The sequence below is a fragment of the Reinekea blandensis MED297 genome, from assembly GCF_000153185.1.
GTDB lineage: Bacteria > Pseudomonadota > Gammaproteobacteria > Pseudomonadales > Natronospirillaceae > Reinekea > Reinekea blandensis.
On record NZ_CH724149.1, the window covers coordinates 77,002 to 98,437 of the forward strand.

Genomic DNA, 21,436 nt, shown 5'->3' on the forward strand with positions numbered 1-21,436 from the left:
GCGTTGCAATACCATTTCAGGCTCAGTTGATCTGAATCGGGTTTTCCGGTGCGTGGCCGGAAGGGCTCTGGACGTTAGTCGGATGGCGCTGCCGGGTTTGATCAGGCCTCTATACCGGCGTTTACAAACGACTGGAACAAACTGAAAACGATGATCTCAGTGGGTAACCGGTAGACGAAGTTACGAGATGGACAGACAAAAAAAAGAGGGCAGGCGCCCTCTTCTTGAAACACCCACCAGTCACTAGGCGGCTTTAATCCCATTGTGCCGCAGTAACGGTTCGACACTGGGTTCACGACCGCGGAAGGCTTTAAACAGCTCAGCGGCCGGCTTGCTGCCACCATTGGCAAGGATGATGTTGCGAAAATCCGCGCCTGTCTGTTCGTTGAAGATGCCTTCTTCTTCAAAGCGGCTATAAGCGTCGGCGCTCAGTACTTCGGCCCACTTATAGCTGTAATAGCCCGCTGCATAGCCGCCTCCGAAAATGTGCCCGAAGCCGTTCTGGAAGCGGTTATCGTCGATGCGGGGCACCACCGATACCTGATCGCGGACGGTATCTAACAGCGACTGAACAGCGTCGACATCGAAGCCTTCGGCTTTCATATGTAAGTGCATATCGAACAGGCTGAACTCGAGTTGACGCACTTTGGCCATCGCACTTTGGAAGTTCTTGGCGGCCAGCAGTTTGTCGAGCAGATCTTTTGGCAGCGGCTCGCGGGTGTCGACATGGCCGGAAATAAAGGCCAGGGCTTCTTCTTCCCAGCACCAGTTTTCCAGGAACTGGCTGGGCAGTTCGACGGCATCCCAGGCGACCCCATTAATACCGGAAACCGGTTTCACATCGACCCGGGTCAGCATGTGGTGCAAGCCATGACCGAACTCGTGGAACAGGGTGGTGACTTCATCGTGGGTCAGCAGCGACGGCTTGCCATCGACCGGCGGTGTGAAGTTACAGGTCAGGTAAGCAACCGGAATCTGCACCTTGTCATCGGAAAGCTTCATCCGGGTGCGGCACTCGTCCATCCAGGCACCGCCGCGTTTGCCTTCGCGGGCATACAGATCCAGGAAGAAGCGGGCAATTAACTTGCCGTCTTCGTACACGTTATGCAGTTGTACGTCCGGGTGATAAGTTTCGTAGCCTTCCGCCGGTTCAAACGTGACGTTAAACAAGCGGGTCACGGTTTCAAACAAGCCGACCAGCACTTTGTTGGCCGGGAAGTAAGGGCGTAGTTCTTCCTGTGACACGCTGAATGTTTGCTGCTTCAGTTTTTCCGAGGCGTAGGTGACGTCCCACGGTTGCAGTTCCGGCAAGTTCAGCTTTTCAGCGGCGAACGCCGACAGTTCGGCAAACTCTTCCTTTGCCTGTGGTAAGGCTTTTTCTGCCAGTTCATCGAGAAAGACAATGACGTCTTCCGGGCTGTCGGCCATTTTGGTGGCGAGGGAAACATCGGCATGATGTCGGTAACCCAACAGCTCAGCCACTTGCTGACGTTTTTCCAGAATCTGCGTCATGATCGGACCGTTGTCGAACTTGCCAGCATCCGGCCCCTTGTCCGAGGCCTTGCTGACATTGGCGCGATAGACCTCTTCGCGTAACGCTCGGTTATCGGCATAGGTCAGTACTGGCAATACGGAAGGCATTTCCAGTGTGATCAGCCAGCCGTCTTTGTCTTTCTGTTTGGCGTATTGCGCCAGGGTCGCTTTCGCGGTTTCGGGTAAACCGGCCAGCTCAGACTCGTCGGTAATGTGCTTGGTCCAGCTTTGGGTGGCATCGAGCAGCTGTTCTGAAAAGGTCTGTGACAGCTGCGCCAGTTCGTTCTTCAGCGTGGCGAAGGTTTTCTGCTGATCTTCGGGTAAATCGATACCACTGAGACGGAACTCCAACAGTGCCTGGCGTACGGCTTCCTGTTGCGGTTCTGACAACGCCGAGAAATCGTCACGCTCGCTGATGCTCTGGTAGGCTTTGAACAGGCCGGCGTGCTGGCCGACCCAGGTGGAGAACTCTGTCAGTTGCCCCAGCGCTTTGCCGTAGGCATCGCGCAGTTCCGGCGAATCCTTCACGTTACTTAAATGGCTGAACAATGCCCAGGCGTTATCGAGTGCCCGTTCTTTTTCTTCAATCGGAGCAATCACACTCTCCCAGGTTGCCGCCTCAGGATCCGCAAGAACCTGTTCGATGGTGGCTTTGACATCGTCAATCAGAGCGGTCATGGCCGGCTCGACCTGTTCAGGGGTAAACTGCTCAAAGGGTGGCAGTTCGTGGGGTTCCAGAAGCGGATTGGCGGTAGTCATCGACAGTGTCCTTTTTATGCATGTTAGGCGATAGAATGGGGGCAGTTCATGATGGCTCAACCCTGAGAAGCTTGATCCGCTGGCGTTGTCATTAAAACGTCATCGGCGGCCCGTTAGGCTGAGGCGTTCTGAACCCTCAATCCAGATGAGCATCATGAGGCACCTTACGCCAAAACGACTTTGGCTTCACACTCTGTGGCTCATCCGCAGCTACATTACCAAGCCCTATTGGCGTCGTCTGCATCCAGTTCTGACGCATCCGAAAATCATGGTGTTAGAGGTGCTGCTGGTGGCTCTGTGGCTGGTCCTGGGGCGCGGGGATCGGCCTGACGCGGTTACGCTGGTTTGGACGCATGAGCAGTATCAGGTCTCTGAGGACTTTCTGGGCGTTGCCATTGATGCGGCCATGCTCACGGATGGGGAATGGTGGTCGGAGTCCGGTTCGCCGCCGCGTCCACTGGAGTTTGATGACCCATCGTTGTTGCGCTGGACTCAGCTGTTGGCACCGGACTGGGTTCGACTGGGCGGTACCGAAGCCGATAAGCTCTGGCTTCCGGAGGCTGGCGAAGTGGCGCCGGATGCACCGCAGCTCCCTCAATCCTTGTTTAACGACTATCTGCGCTTTACCGAAGCGGTCGGGGCGCGTCCGTTTATCACCGTCAGTACCGGGCCGCTGGTTCGGCAAGAGTCGGTCTGGCAGCCTTTGCAACTCGATCGATTACTCAGTTGGTTGCCCAAGAATTTCAATGGACACCTTGAGTTTGGTAACGAGCCCGGCGCGCATTGGCTGATTTTCGGGCGCAGCCATCAGATCCGCTTTGATCAGCTGGCTCAGGAATATCAGCAGGCGCAACAGCAAGTGAACGATTATGGTTTAAAGCTGGCCGGCCCGGCGAACGCCTTTTGGCCGGAAATTGGTGAGCCTCTGAAGCAGTTGTTCGGGTCATCGAAAGACTTCCTGCAGGCGGGCGCGCGGCCCGATATTTTTACCTGGCATTATTATCCGACCCAGTCGTCGCGCTGTGGTGTCAAAACGGAACCGGCCGATTGGGATGGGTTGCTGGAGATGGAAACCATTCGCGAGTTCGAAAAGCGTAACCGTATTATCACCCGCTGGCTGCGACGCTATTCGCCCCAATCGGAGCTGTGGCTGGGTGAAACCGGTCCGGCTCAATGCGGCGGACGGGCCCGGCTGACGGATCGCTTTGGAGCTTCGTTGTGGTGGCTGACGCATCTGGGGATTGCCGCGGTTAATGGGAACCAAACGGTGATCCGTCAGAGCCTGGTTGGCGGGGATTACGCCCTGCTGCGATACAACGATGGGTACTCACCCAACCCGGACTTCTGGGCATCATTGCTTTGGCAGCGGACCATGGGCAGTCGCGGATTACGGGTCGCCGACAGTGATGGCTTGATCCGTGCTGTTGCGCATTGCCACCCGGATCAGACCGGAGTGTTGTCGATGGTCATCGTAAATCTGACCGATCAGTCCGTCGCGATCGCCTTGCCACAGGTGCAGCAGGCCAACTATTTAGATGTCACGTCAACCAGCCTGGGCAGTCGCTATACGCTGGTGGATGACCGGTTGGCAGAAACCCTGAACTGGCAGGACATCGCACTATTACCTTGGCGGCCGTGGTCAGAGGATCCGGACTTGCCGGGATACAGCTACCGCTGGTTACAGGTCGCAGACGTTGACGCATGTCGCTGACACCGCCGTTCGGGTGAAAAACTACCCTAACCTCGCTATACTCCGGCGCCTGTTTTGCTAATTCTTATTCGAGGAGCTCCCATGCGTCCAAGCGGCCGTCAGACCGATCAACTGCGCGAAGTCACCCTGCAGCGACACTTTACCAAACACGCCGAAGGGTCTGTGTTGGTCAGTTTCGGGGACACTCAGGTCATCTGTACCGCCAGCGTCGATTCCGGCGTACCGCGCTTTATGAAGGGCGAGGGCCGTGGTTGGGTGACGGCAGAATACGGCATGTTGCCGCGGGCAACCGGTAGCCGTAATCAGCGGGAAGCGGCCCGGGGTAAACAGACCGGCCGCACAGTCGAAATCGGCCGTCTGATCGGCCGTTCATTGCGCGCGGCGATCGACATGGAACTGCTGGGTGAAAACACCGTTACCATCGACTGCGATGTGATTCAAGCCGACGGCGGTACCCGCACCGCGTCGATTACCGGCGCGTTCGTTGCGCTATCGGATGCCATTAATGGCATGCTGGCCGAGGGCACGCTGAAGAAAAATCCGATTAAGCACAATGTTGCCGCGGTGTCCGTTGGTATCTGGCAGGATACGGCCGTGCTCGATCTCGATTACGCCGAAGACAGCACCGCCGAAACCGATTTAAATGTCGTACTGGCCAGCAACGGAGGTTTCGTTGAAATTCAGGGTACCGCCGAAGGCGAACCCTTCATGCCTGATCAACTGAAAGCCATGTTGGATCTGGCGGAAAAAGGTGGACGCGACCTGTTCGAGATTCAGAATCGCGCGTTGACCGAGGCCTAACATGACTTATTCCATGACCGCCTTTGCCCGTAAAGAGCAAAGCTACGACTTCGGCACTTTGCAGATTGAAATCAAGTCAGTGAATCAGCGTTACCTGGAGCCGACGTTCCGACTGCATGAAACCCTTCGCCCGGTAGAAATGAAACTGCGCGAAGCGCTTAAACAAAAAGTAAAGCGCGGTAAGCTGGAAGTGACGGTACGGTTCCATGTCGCCACTGGTGAACAGGCCTTGGATATCGACGAAGCCCGATTGAATGCCGTCACCCGCGTGCTCGATAAAATTCAGGCGCGCGTCGACAATACCTCGGCGATTAATCCGATGGAGTTGTTGCAGTACCCTGGCGTGCTGATTGACGCGGAACTGGATGTTGAACAGGTTCATGCCGAACTGATCAGTCTGTTTGGCGAAGCATTGGATGACTTCCTCGCCGGTCGTCAACGTGAAGGCGCCGTATTGGCTGACGCCATTAAAGAACGGCTGGACGGCATCACTGAGATTGTTGCCGGCATTCGCGCGGAGGTGCCTGAATGGGTCGCGACTTTTCGTGAAAACCTGCGCGAAAAAGCACAAAACCTGGGTGTCGAACTGGACGCCGACCGACTGGAACAGGAAGTTGTGTTGCTGGCACAGAAAGCCGACGTTGCGGAAGAGTTGGATCGACTCGATGGTCACGTTAAAGAGTGCCGTGGCATTCTGAAACAAAAAGGCGCGATTGGCCGTAAGCTCGACTTCCTGATGCAGGAGTTCAATCGTGAAGCGAACACACTGGGCTCCAAGAGCACCAAAGAAAGCATCACCCGCCATGCCGTGCAGTTAAAGGTGTTGATCGAGCAGATGCGCGAACAGGTTCAGAACATCGAATAGCGTTATTCCTTTTCACAATGCTAAACCCTAAGCCCGTTATTGAGACTGCAAGCCGCAGATCGATAGCGGGTTTTTTATTTGTTTAGTCGCCTTTCCGTTTTTAACGGGCATATGGAATGTGCGCTGTCTCGCAAACTCCCCGAATGGGCGGACTTAATGCCCCGCTTGCCCTTGTGTCTTCAACAGCACTTCCACAAAATATCAGGCCCATAACTCACTAAGGAATAGTGAACTCACCCCGGTGAAAAAGAAAGGGAGCTCTCATGAGTCAGAAAAGCGTTTTAATTAATGGCCGTACCGCCGTGCATAAAGACAGCGGCGGCGTTCTGAATACCGTTGATGTTTGTTTAACCCGCATTGGCAATTCAACCGTCCCCATCCCCTACCCAAACGTTGCACAAAGCAAAGACGCTACTAATACCGCCAGCACCGTCTTTATTAACGGTAACCCGGCTTGCACAAAAGACAGTACCTTCGCCAAAAGCCGCGGAGATGAACCGGGCAACAAGAAAGGCATCAAGTCTGGCACTAAAGGTGGTGAAGCGTCGTTCATCATGGGCAGCAGTAACGTGTTTATTGAAGGCGTTCCCGCTGCCCGAGCCATGGACATGATGGTCTCTAACAATCAAAACACGCCGCCAATGCCGTTAATACAGGACATGGGCTTGCCGCCTTTACCGAAAGACCTGAAAACGACGGAAGAGATCGAAGCCGTTGACGGACCGTATCGAACTGGCGCGCAAAGCGACCCATCGGTGTTGGCGAATGCCGATCTGGTGAGTGCCCGGGAAGAAGACTTTCACGCGGAGGATGACGCATGACCGAGCAATTACGGGATATCGACCTCGGCAGTGCCACCAATGACCCGGTGTGGTTAAGTTTGAACATTAATCAGTTGAATAACACGCCGTATCTGATCCCCGTGCGAAAGGAAACGCCGGTGCTCAAAGCCGAGAAGCCCGACACCTGGCCCCTGATGCTGATACCCGTCGATTTTTGCCGGCATACCGATTTGCGTGACTGGTGTAATGACGGTACGGAGCCGACCCAGCGCGACGCCTTGCGCGATGGCTGGTTATACCTGTTTGTTGATGGCTACTTGTGGCGTGAAGTTAAAGTGCTGAACGGGCATTACTACGATATCAATCTACAGCGCTGTTTCGGCAAATCGGAAACGTTACGACCTCATTCGGGTACACGACTATCCAGTTTGGTCATTCCCTATCGTTATGAAGGCGATTTCATTGAGGTTAAAGCGGCCTTTTCGGATACCCAGTGGAGTTGGGTGACCATTCAGAAACTGGGCGGTATGAACCCGGAAGACCCTCGTTATAAAGACTTGCCTGAAGAGCTGTCCAGCATTGCACCTGACAACGACTATATCGACACACGACTTACCTTATTGGATTTTGCAGGTGAACAGACCGATAACCCGATGATCGCAACTCAGGGCTCGCTTGCCAAAGAACTTGACGCCACGGTTCACACCTACCTGAAGTACCAAGCTCAGGAAGAAAGCATTTTTGCGTTACCTGACCTGATTGGTGAAGCACTGGATATCAAGGATACTTATGACCAGATTCTCCACCTTGCTACCGAGCACAACCAACGCATCCAAAACAGTGATGATCCGGACATCAAGCTCGCCCTAGATTTGAACCTGCGCTACAACCTGGAGACCACCGCCGTCGAGGCGGCATTGCACCGTGGCCATGGCCTGGTGGATGCCGAAACAACTGGGTTCGGTCGAGCACGCACTCGTAACCGGGAAAAACTGCGTCGTAAATACAAAATACGCAGTTTGCAGGAAGAGCTGGACGATCGGAAAAAGAAAAAGTCCCGCATCCACTTCGGCGATATTAAGAAAGCATTGGGCAGTGAACAGCTGCAGGATTGGGTTAATGAGCTGTATGCCTATCGCGAGCAAATCTGCGACCTGTTTAAAACCGAGGCGATAGTCACCTTGTTTCAGGATTACGCGCAACTGGGCAGCGATGAGCAGCCGTTCCGGCGTGTTGAAGGGTTGGCCGTCCTGGCAAACATTCTCGATGGTTTGTCTGCTCGCCCGATAGATACTCTACAAGGGTGCATTGTTGATATTGCCGATGCTCGTATTCTCGATCAGGAAGATGAGGTTGAAACACTGCTACTGGGTCTCACCGAACACCTGAATGGATTGGACCTGCCCGGACAACCGACTCTTGAGCCTGTGGCAACCCAAATCGCCCAGTTGACGGTAAGTGGGTTGATGAAATCGATAGAAAGGAAAGAAGATGGCAATCTCCTTGCCATCGCAAAACGTTATATTGATGAACTGACACCTGAAGAACAGCAGGTCGTGGCGAATAACAAGTTGCTTGTCGAATCGATTGAAAATGACGGCTATGTACCGGTTGAAGACCGTCACCTCAATGCCATCAAGACGATCATTCGAGCTATGTCGGTGCTCACGGTTTATCAGAAAGATCAATTAGCTGATTACGTTAAAAACGGGGCAGAGTTATCCTCAGAGCAACAACAGCGCATTGCCGGAAACCTCGGCGAAAAACGGGTAACGTTGGACAACCAGGTTCGTGAACAGAAAACGTTGATTGAAGAGGATAAGATTAAGGTTGGTGCCATAGAGGCGGAGTTGGAAGAAAAGCGAAGTTTACTAGTGCAGATTGAAGCCAACATTGAGCAACAACAAAGCCGTTTAACCAAGTTAGAAGCAGAACTAAAGCAGAATCAAGTAGGCTCTATAGACCTTCAGCATCAAAAGCAAAGGTTGAATCAAGACATTACTGTTTTACGCAGTAGTCGCATCCGGCTAGAGCGCGAAATTTCTTTTAGTAAACGCCGCCTGCAAACGTTTAACCAACGTGTTCGTGGCCACCAAAGGACGTTGATGCAGGTTAACGATCGTATAGCCGGTGGCCAAAGTCCGTTTTTTCGAGGTGCACACTTTAAGTCAAACGAACAGCTGGCGCGCTGGACCTCTGAAAAACTATTAGGCGGAATTATTCGGGAAATTGAAATATCAGTAGACGATCTCGTTAATCAGCGGTTCGACTCCAACATTGTTCCTCTGGATATCGAGCGACTGAAACAGCGACTGCGCAAAGATATGCAGCTCATTGATGACATCGTTAATGGTGCGCATGATACCCAAACGACCCACACCCTCACCGTTGGTAACCGGAAAGTACGGCTGAACGGCCAGATGGCCGCTGATCGGGCTGAAGAAGTCATTCCTATTTTGCAACGGGTTCTTGGCAATGCCGATGAAATTAACCAACAGAATGATCGTGTTGTTAAAATCATGGCCATGGATTTGTCCACACAAGAAGCGGACATGAGCCAGATCGATCAGAAACTCAATGCTCAAGATGCCTCGATTCGTGCTAATCAAGATGCATTGGCTGAACTCAACCAGCAATTGCAGGCAGCCAATGACAGTACAATTCCAATCTCTGATACTCTCGATAGTCTGGGACAGCAGAAACGTGCCTTAGAAGCCAGCATCGAATCGCTGGATAGTAAGACGAAGACTTTGATCCGCCAGGATATGAGGATTCATGGCAACCTATTGCCCGTCGTTGTCGGGTGTGGTTTTTTGGACTTATTTAATTTTGGACAAAAGCTGATGGCTTTCGTCAAAGAAACTACGACAAAAGCAATGCTTGAGTTTGCGGCTTCTAGTATTGATATAGTTGCTTTTATAGGCGAAACCATTGAAACAACAGCGAGGAAGATAGGTGATTTTCATGAATGGGGGCGAACTTTACAGAAAACAGTTTCATGGTTTGCTAAGGGCTTTGGAATCGCTGCTTCAATTATCACTATTGTAGTAGCAAGCATTGAACTGTTTAGCGCTATTCAAAAGGGTGACGTTTGGATGGGGGGCGCCCAGATTTCCATTTTGATCGGAGGGGTTGCCGGATTTGCTTTGGCTCTTGGGGTTGGCATTCCTGTGCTTAATGTTGTCATCATTTTAGCTTCTGTATTGATAGCTTGGATTTTTCAAGAGTTCTTTAGTGATGATCTTTGGGACCGGTATTTGGAGGAAGGTCCTTTTGGTGCCGATCCAGACAAGCGCTTCTCTACAACCGGTAATGATAGTGCTTGGTGGAGTGATGATAACTTTTATGTTTTTTCACACTGGCAAGAAAATCGACTAGCGGCTTGGCAAGAGTGGCAAAGTCTTATTTATCGCCCAAAAGCGCATATTGATATGGATGGCGATGACATAAGTATAATTACTCGGCTTTCCAGCCCTCCAGGCACAACTTTGCATTGGAAGTTGCAGATGAGAAAGAATGATGGCCAACATGAATGGCAGAATTTGGCAACGGAGAGCCGATCTGAGCCGGAGTACGTGATCGATACAGCATTTGCTGGCAAGTTCATTTATGGCCCATTTAAGATTCAAGCGGCCGATTGGCGATCTGGTTTTAAACTTGAGTTGTCAGAAGATGCTAGAAGTTTTCAGGCAATCCTAAAAGCTGATTTGTTGCAAAGGATACGTGATCGTTATTGGGGTGATGATACGTATGACCTTCGGTTATTAGTAAAATGTACACCAAATGAAAAAGAGACTGGGCTGCTAGGTGCGCTACCGTCACCTGCCATAGGGCATGATGGTAAGGTTATAGACAATTGGAAAAGTAACCAGCGCCGTACGGATCAATATCTGCATCGCTCTGGAGTCCATGACTGGTGGTATTGCCAGAAAAAAACCATTGACACGGAGTGGTTTTGATTATGTCTACTGAACACCTGGTCATCCCGGAGGCCTCAAGTATTCGCTCCCTTAAACAGTTTTTGAAGCTAGCATCGTTTAAATTATCGGAACAAATCCGTGGGCATCTGTATCTATATGATCAGGATAAAATTGATTATGAAATGACGTTTTGGGAGCAAACAAGCTATTTAGGGCACTATTTAGGTCGACGTCGGCGAGGGTTAGAGCCCAGAGTTGCCCCTTCCCATGAACTGTCACAATGGTTCCTAGCGTTGTTTATGTTTCCATTGTTCCGACTGATTATGCCTTTTGCATTGTTGTGTGGCATGCAATCGGCATTTTCTCTACCAAGGCTAACCACGGATGATAGAAACCCTTCAATCCAAAAAGTTAAGCCAACCAAGCGCCAAGCCAAATCTCTAGTAAGTGGTACAATCTACGGAATGGAAAAGGCGGCGATGCTATGCCAATGTGACGGGCACCGGCTTTTTTTGTTTGGAAATACACCTTTAAAACTAGTGCAGTTCGGGGTCACAATCTTGTTGTTCTTCATTGGTTTGCTCAGCCTACTTGTGATGAACTTGTCAAATCAGGTCAGTCTTCAAATTGGTCTTGGACTGCTGATTCTTCTGGTATTGGCTCACTTACCCATACGCCACGGCGTTCTCTTCGACCGTGATGCCCAAACCGCCATGCTCATCCGTGGCTGGTTCCGAAAGCCTCTGGTCGTGCCATTTGACGGCATCTTCTTTACCAGTTACACCGAAGACGTTCGCAATTTCAGTAAAGACCTGATTGTGCACAGTCAATACGTTCCTAAAGGCCGTAAAAAGCCCATTCGGTTGGCGTTAAACACGACGCTTGGGAGCACCGGGTATAGCATGGCTCAGGTGGTCGGGGCAGTGGACTGCTTTATGGATAAGAACAATACTCAGGCCATGCCGCTGTCGATTAAACACAGCATCGAATGGCATCGCAAACACAAGCTCACCTTGTGGCACTTGGCCTGGCGACCTCTGCCTGAAGACGAACTGCGCAAGTACACCGCCGCGGATAGTCTTTATCAAGCCGACTTGCTTGACCCCAAAGACAAAGCGTTTAAGTTTCAGCTGACCTCGGAAGGCCGTGAGGTGATGCGCAAGGAAGACCTGCTGAATCGTTACTTGAAGGCGGTGTGGGAGGCGATGAGCGTCGATGCGATTGATGCGGAGCTGAAACAGGCCGCTGAAGCTGAGTTTGGAGCTGAGTCCCTTGAAGCGGAGCTTCGGAAGCAAGCATATTCTGAGCGATGCCAGACCTTGTTTTTAGTAAACGACTTACGAAAAGCAAATGACTTAAATCACCGTATGTTAAGCGAGTTAGACGATCTGATATATGATTTAAGCTTAAAAGAGAACAAAGAAAACCTAAACTTTGTTTTCGAAGTGTTGACAGACATAAACAATAGAAAGAAAGATCTTTTAGGTAGCAACCTCATTACCTATGATCAATATAAAAAATCGTTCAAGAATTCCAAACCGACATCGCAGTCCGAGTTAGTCCACACTAACATCATTCAGATGGATAGCTCGTGCGAGGCGAGTTGATCTGCATGTGAAATTTTTGGCTGTTGTCCAATGTAGATGGATGATCAGAATCGCATGAATTGGTACGGTCACTTTAGATGGCTATGACTATAGTTTCTCCAGTACTAAACCTTAAATATAGCGCGATCCAAATGAAAAGTTCTCAACAATCCGCTAACTATCTTCCCGATCATGGGCAAAACACAGGTTGGGGGTATCGCTTTAGACTATGGTTTAAAAAGATACGCCACTTCTTTTCAGAATTTTTTATAATTTACGATCAAGATAAGTTCAACTATGAGCTCACCTTTTGGGAAAAACGCAGCGAGCTAGCACACTATTTGGGTGAGCGACGTCGGAAAGAAGAACGCGGAGAGCGCCTTAACGTAGACCCATTGGCACACCTTGGCTACTTACTGATTTATACCTTTATGGCGCCGTTCTACTGGTACTTTTTTCAGCCACTGTTTCTGTTGACTGGTGCGCAATCATGGGTGTCATTGCCACCGATCAAGGGGGAGTCCTCAGGGGTAGCGTTGCACAAGGTTGACCAAACAAAACGGCAATCAAAAGCTCGATTAGAAGGTACAGCTTATGGAATGGAAAAAGCCGCTATGCTATGTCAGTGTGACGGTCATCGTTTGTTTTTGAATGGAAATGCTCCACTCAAGCTATTATTTGTGATGGTGAGCTTTCCTACAATTGTAATCGGAATATTCGGTCTAATTTTTGTCGATACAAGCTGGCAGGTAACCACTTTATTTTCTGTAGGCTTCGCTGGCTTGTTTGTTTTATGTCATTTCCCCATACGCCACGGCGTGATCTTCGACCGTGATGCCCAAACCGCCATGCTCATCCGGGGCTGGTTCCGAAAGCCTCTGGTCGTGCCTTTTGACGGCATCTTCTTTACCAGTTACACCGAAGACGTCCGCAATTTCAGTAAAGACCTGATTATGCACAGTCAGTACGTCCCTAAAGGTCGTAAAAAGCCCATTCGTTTGGCACTAAACACCGGGCTTGGCAGTACCGGGTACAGCATGGCTCAGGTGGTCGGGGCAGTGGACTGCTTTATGGACAAGAACAATACTCAGGCCATGCCGCTGTCGATTAAACACAGCATCGAATGGCATCGCAAACACAAGCTTACCTTGTGGCACTTGGCGTGGCGCCCTCTGCCTGAAGACGAACTGCCCAAGTACACCGCCGCCGACAGTCTTTATCAAGCCGACTTGCTCGACCCCAAAGACAAAGCGTTTAAGTTTCAGCTGACCGCGGAAGGCCGTGAGGTGATGCGAAAAGAAGACCTGCTGAATCGTTACCTGAAGGCGGTGTGGGAGGCGATGAGCGTCGATGCGATCGATGCGGAGCTGAAACAGGCGGCTGAGGCTGAGTTTGGAATCGAGTCTTTGGAAAAGAAAATCAGAGAACAGACGTTTAATGAAAGGCATCAAAGCTTCGATCTACTTCTTGAGATTTGTGAGGACTTTGATTCAAGAAAAGGCAAGATCAAGGAATTTTCAGATAAGCTTTCTGATCTACGTATGAAAGAAAAAAAGGTACATTTAAGTTACATTTTTGATGCGCTTACAGACTTAAACAAGTGCAAAGAAGATTTGTTATCCCAAAACGAGATCAGCTACGAGCAATATCTAAACTCGTTTAAACATGCTCAACCGACACCGAAATCCGAGCTGATGCACAACAATATCATTAAGCTCGATACCGCCTAGGAGATAGGATAATCACTATCATGATTTGGTTTTATTCATATCACATAGATTTATGTTTTGAGTAATGGCAGGTTTTTAGCTATATGCTTGAATCTTCTATTGCGAATAAAGCCCAACGGTCGTTGTTTCAATGAGCGATGCTTTAGTGAGGTTGTCCGCTGCACACCCTATAGGAGTTAGCAAATCTCACGGTCACCTAGCCATAGTGAGTGGTCTTTTGTTTATGAATGCCTTCAGAAAAATTATAGTGGTCGATCCGAAATGAGTTGGAAGATCAGACAAACTGTACCGGTCACGTTAACGGGTATTCGGCAGGGTTGTCGTTCGATATATAACTAAATTTCAATCATGCGTAACCGGTAACTGCCATAACGGGCAATGTAGCCAAACAGATCAGCATCATCATAGACGGCGTTGCTGGTTGTGACACGGACATAAAGCGATCCTGTCTCAGTAGCGGTGTGCTCAATGGACGATGCGAAGTTTAAACCGTTATGCAGCGGGACACAGCCTTGAGCGGTTTCGCTACAATCAAAGGTGTCATCGTTTTCCGATATCAAGGTCCCGTCGTTGGTAAAAAGCTGAATAAAGGTATCCGCGCCGTTGGTCAGATCATAGGTCTCAATCCGATAGCGTTGACCGGAAACGACCTCGAGTCGATGCCAGTCTTCATCTCGAGTTATATGGTTCCGGTACAGGCTATGGCGATCGATGCTAACGGGTTTTGAGCTCGCGATACTCTGGTTGGTTTCAGCCTCGTCGCTCTGGTAAAAAATAGCGCGCTGAGCCAATAGAGTTTGCCAGGCTGCTAAAGCCTCAGTTGAAGGGCTGTGATACCCGACCATGCCGTCCCAAAACGCTTCCAGCGTCTTAGCCGTTTGATTGGTCAAGAAATAGTGCCAGAACGTCGGCCAAACCCTCTCTGCATCGGTTTCGTTTTGCAGTGCAAGCAGCGAAGAGGCCACAGCCACTTCATTGCTGGCATAACGATAGGTGGTAGGGCTCGCCTGACGTAAGTCCAGTGTTACCGCGTTACGATTGCCGGCGGTGTCAATGTAAAAATCGGTCAGATCAAACCCTTGCGTGATGGGCACAGACAGCCGATAAGGGTCGTGCTCTCGCAACCATTTTTTCACTGAGGCAGCAAATGCACTGGCCATGCCTTCACTCCATGACAGACGTAGATCCAGATCGGTACTGCGCAGTGAATGATAGCCGCCGGGGGACTCTGAAATCCCCAATCCTATTTCCAAATGGTGGGCAAACTCGTGGAGCAGCACATCGTCATCGAACTCATCGGTGTCCCCGGATTGGTAGGGATCACTCAGGATAGACAGGTTGGTATGGCAGTTGGGATGACTGATATCGCAGGTGTAACTGCCGGGTGATAATCCCCATTGCCAACGTGCGGTTAAATCATTAACCGTGACACTGCCATCAGAAACCGCGCTGACGAAATCCGTTGCTGAATGAAACACATCGAGCATATTAAACAGACCTGCAACACGATCCCCGACAGACAGTTGCACCTCAAAGCGGTCTTGCTCGGCGGAGACCTGAATCGGCACCTCAATCACGTAGAGTGCCAGTTGGCCATCGACAATCTGAAACTCCGGGCCGTCAGGGTGTTGTACACGAGCCTTGAGCCGAAGGTAATAACTCCCTTCGGGAACGTCACCGAACGCAAACTCGCCAGTGGAATCGCTGTATGTTGTGTTCAACTGATTTCCGGTGGTGTCGGTCAGTTCTATTTCAGCGTGCCGTACGGTTTTGTAAACGATCGTTGAATCTAAAAAACCGTCTTGTGTGTAGAGACGATCCTGATACGCAAGAGAACCTGTGACCGAATGATAGCCAGGGTTTGTGTTTTGTTCATGTGCAGGTTTTGAAGAGGAAGAGGGTGATGGCCAGACATCACAGCCTGATAATCCCAAACTGAATAATACGAAGATCCACAGAGCGCGCATTAAAACAGCTCCAATTGAATGACGTGTTCCCCGCCTGGTTGGGTTTTCACACTGTCGTCCGATATACGGGAGCGGGACTCAATGCCCGAGTTCACAGACCATGTCTCCATAGCTGTCAATGTGCTGGCTGGGGTCGACAGAATCAGGGTGGCTTCAACAAGAACTAACTCAGTCGAGGATGCAATGGGCAGTTCGAATATGCGGCTGTCCTCGTTTGCCAACACACCGCTCCAGTGATGCTGTTCATTTTTCCCATCACGATAGAAAAGCACGATCGTTGCCTCGTGCTGTTGGTTTGAAACCTCCGACGACGCGAGCACGGTAACCGTAGTCTTCGCATTAACCGGTTCCGCCACCTGGATGCGGATGTTCATGCCCGGGTTGGGTTTGACTGAAAACAAAGCCTTGGGGCTGGCCAAGGGGATGGTCAGCAAACAGAACATCAACATAAACGACCAGGCTCGTAAAGATGGCCGATGCATGAGTACTCCTCAGGGAAAAGGGGCAGAACCTCTGCCCCTTTCTTCACCGTGACTAAGGTGCCGTTGGCATGTGACGCGTGCGTGAACGCATCGTCACCGGCTGGGTTTCCTGACCGGGTTTGTAGTACTGCTCGTCCGAGTCATCACCTAAGTCGTTGAAGGTAAAAGAATGCCCATGGCAGCCATCTGCCCCGCACCCATAGACATCCACATAGACCGTGTCATTGGCATCCGAAATATCGACATCCAGGCTGAAGGTTCCAGCACCGGCATCGTAGGCCATTGGTCGGTCGCCAAACTCACTGACCTCACTCAGTTCCGAATCGTACTTGTGTTCGGTGCAGTTAGAGACGATGTCGCAAACCTGAACCATGCCGTACAACCAATCCGGGACAAAGTTAGTCGTGTTGCCATCGCCGTCATCAAAGTCACCGCCGATGCTGACGGTTCCGCTGACACCTTCGGTTGTTGTTGACAGTGGGTTCGTGATGCCGCCAGCGGTATAGCTGTTGATAAACACATATTGAGGCGGAACGATACCATTGGCCGTTTCAATGGTGACATCAAAGTGACCAGCCTGTTCAACGTTAAATCCAAGGTAGTTAAAGCCGTCGTACAGTGGCACTTCGACACTGAAGTCACCGTTGGCATCGATCGCGAAGTCCTGCCAGCTGTCGCCGAAGAAAACCGAGCCGACATCATTACTGACATTGGCAACGGATCCGGTCAGAGTAATCGACGTTAAGCTTACTCCCTGTGCAGTGCCATCCCACATTGCATAACCACAATCTTCAGAACCTAATGTTAATGACACCGGGCGTGTCACACTGATCGCGGGAGCGGGCATCGCCTGGCCATTGTCAGACAACACCCGAACCTCAGCCTGATTAAACCCATCCTGAAGAAACAGAGTCTGTTCAAACGCGAAAATCGTGGTGTCATCCACATTTCCGACGATGCCATCTTCATCGTACAGTTCAACCTCCAGGCTCCAGCTGTACTCACCCGAACCTGCAGCGGTTTCCGTTGTGGAGGCTTGCGTACTGTAAGCAACGCTTGATCCACAAAGTTGACTGTCGGCTTTGATGTTTCGGCCCGGAACGGTGGTTGTACCGTATACGATCACTGACGTAGCAGACTCCACTGGAGCGCCGTCAAAACCGACACCATAAGCCACACCAGAAAAACCTAAGTTCAGCTCTGTGTCGTTCGGCAGGCGCACGCCTGATACGTTCAACTGCGGTTCGGTGTAAGTACAACCACTGGCGGTGGTAACAACCGTCATCCACGCCCCGGAGTTGTTGGTTTCATCGAACACATTGATGTTGTTGTAGGCGCTGTCACCACTAATCACTTGGAAAGTCGCAGACCAGTTCTGTAAGCCGCCGGAGGCTGGCAACAGAATTTCTTGTCCTTCCCAATAGTTGTTACTGAGGTCACCTCCGTCCCAGTTCACCATCAAACGCTTGGTGTTCTCTGGAGCGGTACCCGCGACCGTGACTTGGCAAGAGCCCACTGTGGCAGAAAGCTGACCAAAATCATCGCTGCTTTCAACGGTGACACCATTGACCGTTGAGAACTTAGGACGCGGTAGCTCGGCACCGTTTTCGGTGTAGATGTTGATGTTGTACCAGTTGCCATCGCCATCTTCGATATTGAGCCAGTTGTAACCGTTGTACAGTGTGATGCTGAACTCGGCTCGGGTGGCAGAGGTGAACAAATCTGGACTGGTCATATCGACCGGTTCAGAACCAATACCGTCGGCACCGAGGTGGTACATCGGTGCGGATGGGGCGTTGGCAAAATCGATGACCAGATCGACGGTATTGGTCGATGCGGTGACGTCACTGGCATCCCAGTCAGAACCCTGTCCCCAGTCACCAATGGCATCGAGATCACCTTCGGTCGTAGACAGGGTGGCGATAGAAATCGGAGCAACATAGGTTGAGCCCGCGTCGGTATAGACACCGAAGCTGGCCTGGCTTTCGTAGCTGGACGAGCCACCGTTATCACCGGACAAGCGCAGGTTAATCCAGTTATCACCTTCGAAGACCTGAAGATCAGCGGCCAGGCTGATCAATCCCCCGCTGATCGTGATGTCACCCGTCGGAGAGATTCCATCACAGTAGCGAACCGAATCAAAGGCACCACTTTCATTATGAACATAGATTTCTAAGTTCACCCAACCATTTAGAGAACGCGCTTGTAGATCACAGGCATCCGCACCGCCGTTGCTTCTGTCGGTCAGTCGATCCAGCACATCATCCACATCAAAAGTGTTGCCAACGCCATCGCCAGAGACGATGTTCCAGGTAACATCCAGAGTCACAGCGCCTTCGGATACAGAGAGCGAATCACTGGAAGCATCGGCAAAGTTCCATTGATCCAAAGTCAGTAAACCAATAGAACCGGTCGTGCTGTCGAACGCTTCCACGGTGTCCACCGTGATGTCCGGGGCCCGGCCGCCGGTGGTATAAATCTGGAATTGTTCCCAGCGATTCACACCGTTGCCAACCTCAACCCAGTTCCAGCCCTGGAACAGTTCAAAAGCACCTTCCAGGGTTGCGGTGTTGTCGCCGTTATCCGTAATACTGGTCGGGACATCTTTAAAGCCAATGGGGCTGTTGATGTAGAAGAATGGTTCCTCGCCACCGGACAGGGCCACAATGTCACCCTCCGGGTCGGGTGAGGTGACTGAAATGTAGGCGTGACTGTCACTGCCCGCATCGTAACCATTTTTGTAGATGTCATAAGTCAACGGCGACATGGCGTCGTCGCCACCACCGAGCTGACCGTCACCTCCCAGGGAGCTGATGGCCTGAACGTCGATGTCGAGGTTGACAAGATCGCCCGGGTTTTTGAAGCGCTTAACGGCTGATACGGATTTAATATCGCGGACCAGTTCGACCACGCTGACATCCCCGTTATACAGCTCAAGGGCAGTGTAAGTACCAATGCCAATCACCTCCCACAGGAAGCTTTCACCTGGATTGCCAATGCCCCAATCGCGTTCGTCGTCAAAGTCGAAGAGGTCTGAAATCGGATAGGCGCCTTTTGGCATGCCTTCATTACCAAACGGATCCGGCACCGAAAGGTCTAGTTCATCACCAGCCGTGGCTGTACAGTCGGTGTCATCGCCACAGGCCAAACGATTCGCACCGATGGCAAAGGCGAAACCCAGTTCGTCCGGATTGCGCTCGTTCACCAGTAAGAAGATATAACTCTTGTTGCCTTGAATGTGATCGAACTTAAAGGTCAGTGGTGTGGCGTTGTCGGCGTAGTTCTCCAATTGATCGCGATTTGCTACCAAGCTCAAACCATCCGCACTGGCGTCGTCATTTTCATAGAGTTTGGCTTCTATTAGGTCATAGCTCACCAAGCTGGTACCACGGTGGTCGAAGCCTTCAGACATACGCGTTAACTTCCAAAGACCATTAATTTTCTTAACGGTCGCGTACATGCTCTCGTTATTATTTTCCGAGCACTCTTGGCTTTGATTGGTGGTCGTAAGGGTTAATTCGAATTCAAAATTACCGGCCTCCGTTGATACCGTATTAACGTTTCCAATAATCTGACCACCGAAGGTGGTATCGCAATATTCCCAATGATTCATACCTTCTTGGATCATGTTCATGAACTCATTGAAGCTCAATCGTCCATTGCGGTTAATGTCATGATCCATAAAGCCGTCTTCGGCTTGCACTGAATATTCAAAAACGAACGAACCACTCATTAAGGAGGTAATCGTTGCGGTATTACGTTCGTTTACGGCACGAACCCATTTAGAGAATATTTCAGAAATTGCGACTTGAGCCGCTTGCGTTGCCGATGTTGCTGTATCATCAACGCCCTCGGCAGATGCTGCGCTCTCGACGCTGAAGGTCGTACTCAGGTTTGCAGCGGCGTTACCTGCGCCGTCCTGAACATTCGAGAACGTCATACTGTACTGAGCCCCCAATGTTAGAGCCTCAGTCATCACCACTTCATATATATATTGCCCGCTGCCTGAACTGACCAAGGTCACGGAAGGGTAGTCACCAATGCTTGGCGTACTGTCGACACGTAAACTGTTTGTTTTTAAGACTTCATTAGATGTCAATCGAATAGGAGAGGTCGCTGAGACGTTGGTTGTGGTGCTTGGCGAGCTGATGCTCACCGTCGGTGCTGTAGTATCAGCAGGCTCGGCAGTGAAGGTACCTGTTGCGCCGGAGTCAATTGGAATGCCGTAAACATTCACCACATTGGAAGGGACCGTGACCGTATAGGCACCCGCAGAAAGTGCTGCAGTTGGCGTGAAGGTCGCTGTTTTCCAATCCGGAGACATTGACCACTTGCCTGACACTTCTGATCCATTGCTGACAGAAATATTACTCATAGTGCCGCGGCTCATCGCCATATCGAAGGTTATTTGAAGCGCAGAATTGCCCGCGACCATGACACTGGAAGATCCCCAAGTTTGAGTACCGTCGGTATTTTTTGACTGCCCGAACATTGTCATTACGCTGGGCGCAGCGTCCGATACCTCCGCTTCGGCCTCTTCAACTTCGTACTCTTCTGTTTCGGCTCTAAACGCCGGTAAAACAGCCACGATAGGGTCCGTTGTCACGCCAGCAACCGGATCAAATGTCGAAGGTTTATACACCAACATGGTATAGATACCGAAGGGGAGCGGGTCACCGTCCACATAGGCATTGTCATTCGAAGCGGCACTAGAGGCACATTCAGACACCGAAACTTGATCGGTACAGCCATAAGCATCTAACTCGTATTCGCCTGAGCTATTGGTTAGATCCATTGCCACTGGGGCGAGCCATTCTGGATGCTCGGCGTCGTACAAATAGATGTAGGCACTGGCGAGCTTGTCGCCTACTGCCATTAGGGTCGCCGAGGTGTCGGTACTGGATAGCATGGGTTTGTTCAAAACATCAACCTGACCGTCGGCGGTAACTTTGTATTGCAGTTGCGATGCCGCCGACTTTTGAATAAGCAGTGACGGTTTGTTCGCACCGGCCACTTCACTGGACAGCGTAACCGACCCACTGATACGCGCACTCTGTGTACTGCCGGTATCGCCGCCATCATCGTCGGTTGAGTCTCCGCCAGACGATCCGCCCTCACAAGACATTAACCACAAAGGCGTTGCGAGCATCAAAATGGGTAGTAGCGACGCCAACTTTGACTTTCTCATGCGTTTTTCCTCCAAAACATCTCCATATGCGTCGACATCGCTGACCGAGCGGACGCGCCAAGGCGAGAAGTATAGGAAGCGTATAGAAATTTGCGCTGCGCAATGGCGAGCC

At 51.0% G+C, this 21,436-nt stretch carries 11 protein-coding genes; 7 read left to right on the forward strand and 4 right to left on the reverse strand.

Features of this window, described 5'->3' with window-relative positions:
• Positions 1 to 243: 243 nt before the first annotated feature.
• Complete coding sequence (locus tag MED297_RS00520) at positions 244 to 2,292, reverse strand: M3 family metallopeptidase (RefSeq protein WP_008041349.1); 2,049 nt, start codon at positions 2,290 to 2,292, stop codon at positions 244 to 246.
• A 154-nt stretch (positions 2,293 to 2,446) separates the two neighbouring features.
• Here MED297_RS00520 and MED297_RS00525 point away from each other — a divergent pair, with 154 nt between their 5' ends.
• The 7 genes from MED297_RS00525 (at position 2,447) to MED297_RS00555 (ending at position 13,687) form a co-directional block, all read left to right on the forward strand.
• Positions 2,447 to 4,003 (forward strand): hypothetical protein, encoded by a 1,557-nt coding sequence (locus MED297_RS00525; RefSeq protein WP_161599250.1) that lies wholly within the window; start codon positions 2,447 to 2,449, stop codon positions 4,001 to 4,003.
• An 81-nt stretch (positions 4,004 to 4,084) separates the two neighbouring features.
• Positions 4,085 to 4,804: a ribonuclease PH gene (gene rph, locus MED297_RS00530; RefSeq protein WP_008041353.1), complete on the forward strand. Its 720-nt coding sequence runs from the start codon at positions 4,085 to 4,087 to the stop codon at positions 4,802 to 4,804.
• A 1-nt stretch (position 4,805) separates the two neighbouring features.
• Entirely contained in the window at positions 4,806 to 5,669 is an 864-nt protein-coding gene (locus MED297_RS00535) for a YicC/YloC family endoribonuclease (protein ID WP_008041358.1), read from the forward strand.
• A gap of 263 nt (positions 5,670 to 5,932) precedes the next feature.
• Positions 5,933 to 6,490 carry a DUF4150 domain-containing protein gene (locus tag MED297_RS00540; RefSeq protein ID WP_008041368.1) on the forward strand — a complete coding sequence of 186 codons (558 nt, stop codon included), beginning with the start codon at positions 5,933 to 5,935 and terminating at the stop codon, positions 6,488 to 6,490.
• Positions 6,487 to 10,410, forward strand: a complete 3,924-nt coding sequence (locus tag MED297_RS00545; RefSeq protein WP_008041371.1) for a hypothetical protein — start codon at positions 6,487 to 6,489, stop codon at positions 10,408 to 10,410. Before MED297_RS00540 ends, MED297_RS00545 begins: the two co-directional genes overlap by 4 nt.
• A gap of 2 nt (positions 10,411 to 10,412) precedes the next feature.
• Positions 10,413 to 11,978 carry a hypothetical protein gene (locus MED297_RS00550; protein ID WP_008041373.1) on the forward strand — a complete coding sequence of 522 codons (1,566 nt, stop codon included), beginning with the start codon at positions 10,413 to 10,415 and terminating at the stop codon, positions 11,976 to 11,978.
• A gap of 131 nt (positions 11,979 to 12,109) precedes the next feature.
• A complete protein-coding gene (locus MED297_RS00555) occupies positions 12,110 to 13,687 on the forward strand; it encodes a hypothetical protein (protein WP_161599251.1) in 1,578 nt (525 codons plus the stop codon).
• A 335-nt stretch (positions 13,688 to 14,022) separates the two neighbouring features.
• Here MED297_RS00555 and MED297_RS00560 read toward each other — a convergent pair whose 3' ends face one another.
• The 3 genes from MED297_RS00560 to MED297_RS00570 all read right to left on the reverse strand — a co-directional run bounded on the left by MED297_RS00560 (position 14,023) and on the right by MED297_RS00570 (position 21,324).
• Positions 14,023 to 15,408: a PPC domain-containing protein gene (locus MED297_RS00560; protein WP_161599252.1), complete on the reverse strand. Its 1,386-nt coding sequence runs from the start codon at positions 15,406 to 15,408 to the stop codon at positions 14,023 to 14,025.
• Between the two features lie 245 nt (positions 15,409 to 15,653).
• A complete protein-coding gene (locus tag MED297_RS00565) occupies positions 15,654 to 16,136 on the reverse strand; it encodes a hypothetical protein (protein WP_008041378.1) in 483 nt (160 codons plus the stop codon).
• A gap of 52 nt (positions 16,137 to 16,188) precedes the next feature.
• On the reverse strand, positions 16,189 to 21,324 hold the full coding sequence (locus MED297_RS00570) for an Ig-like domain-containing domain (RefSeq protein ID WP_154650797.1): 5,136 nt from the start codon (positions 21,322 to 21,324) through the stop codon (positions 16,189 to 16,191).
• Positions 21,325 to 21,436: the final 112 nt, after the last annotated feature.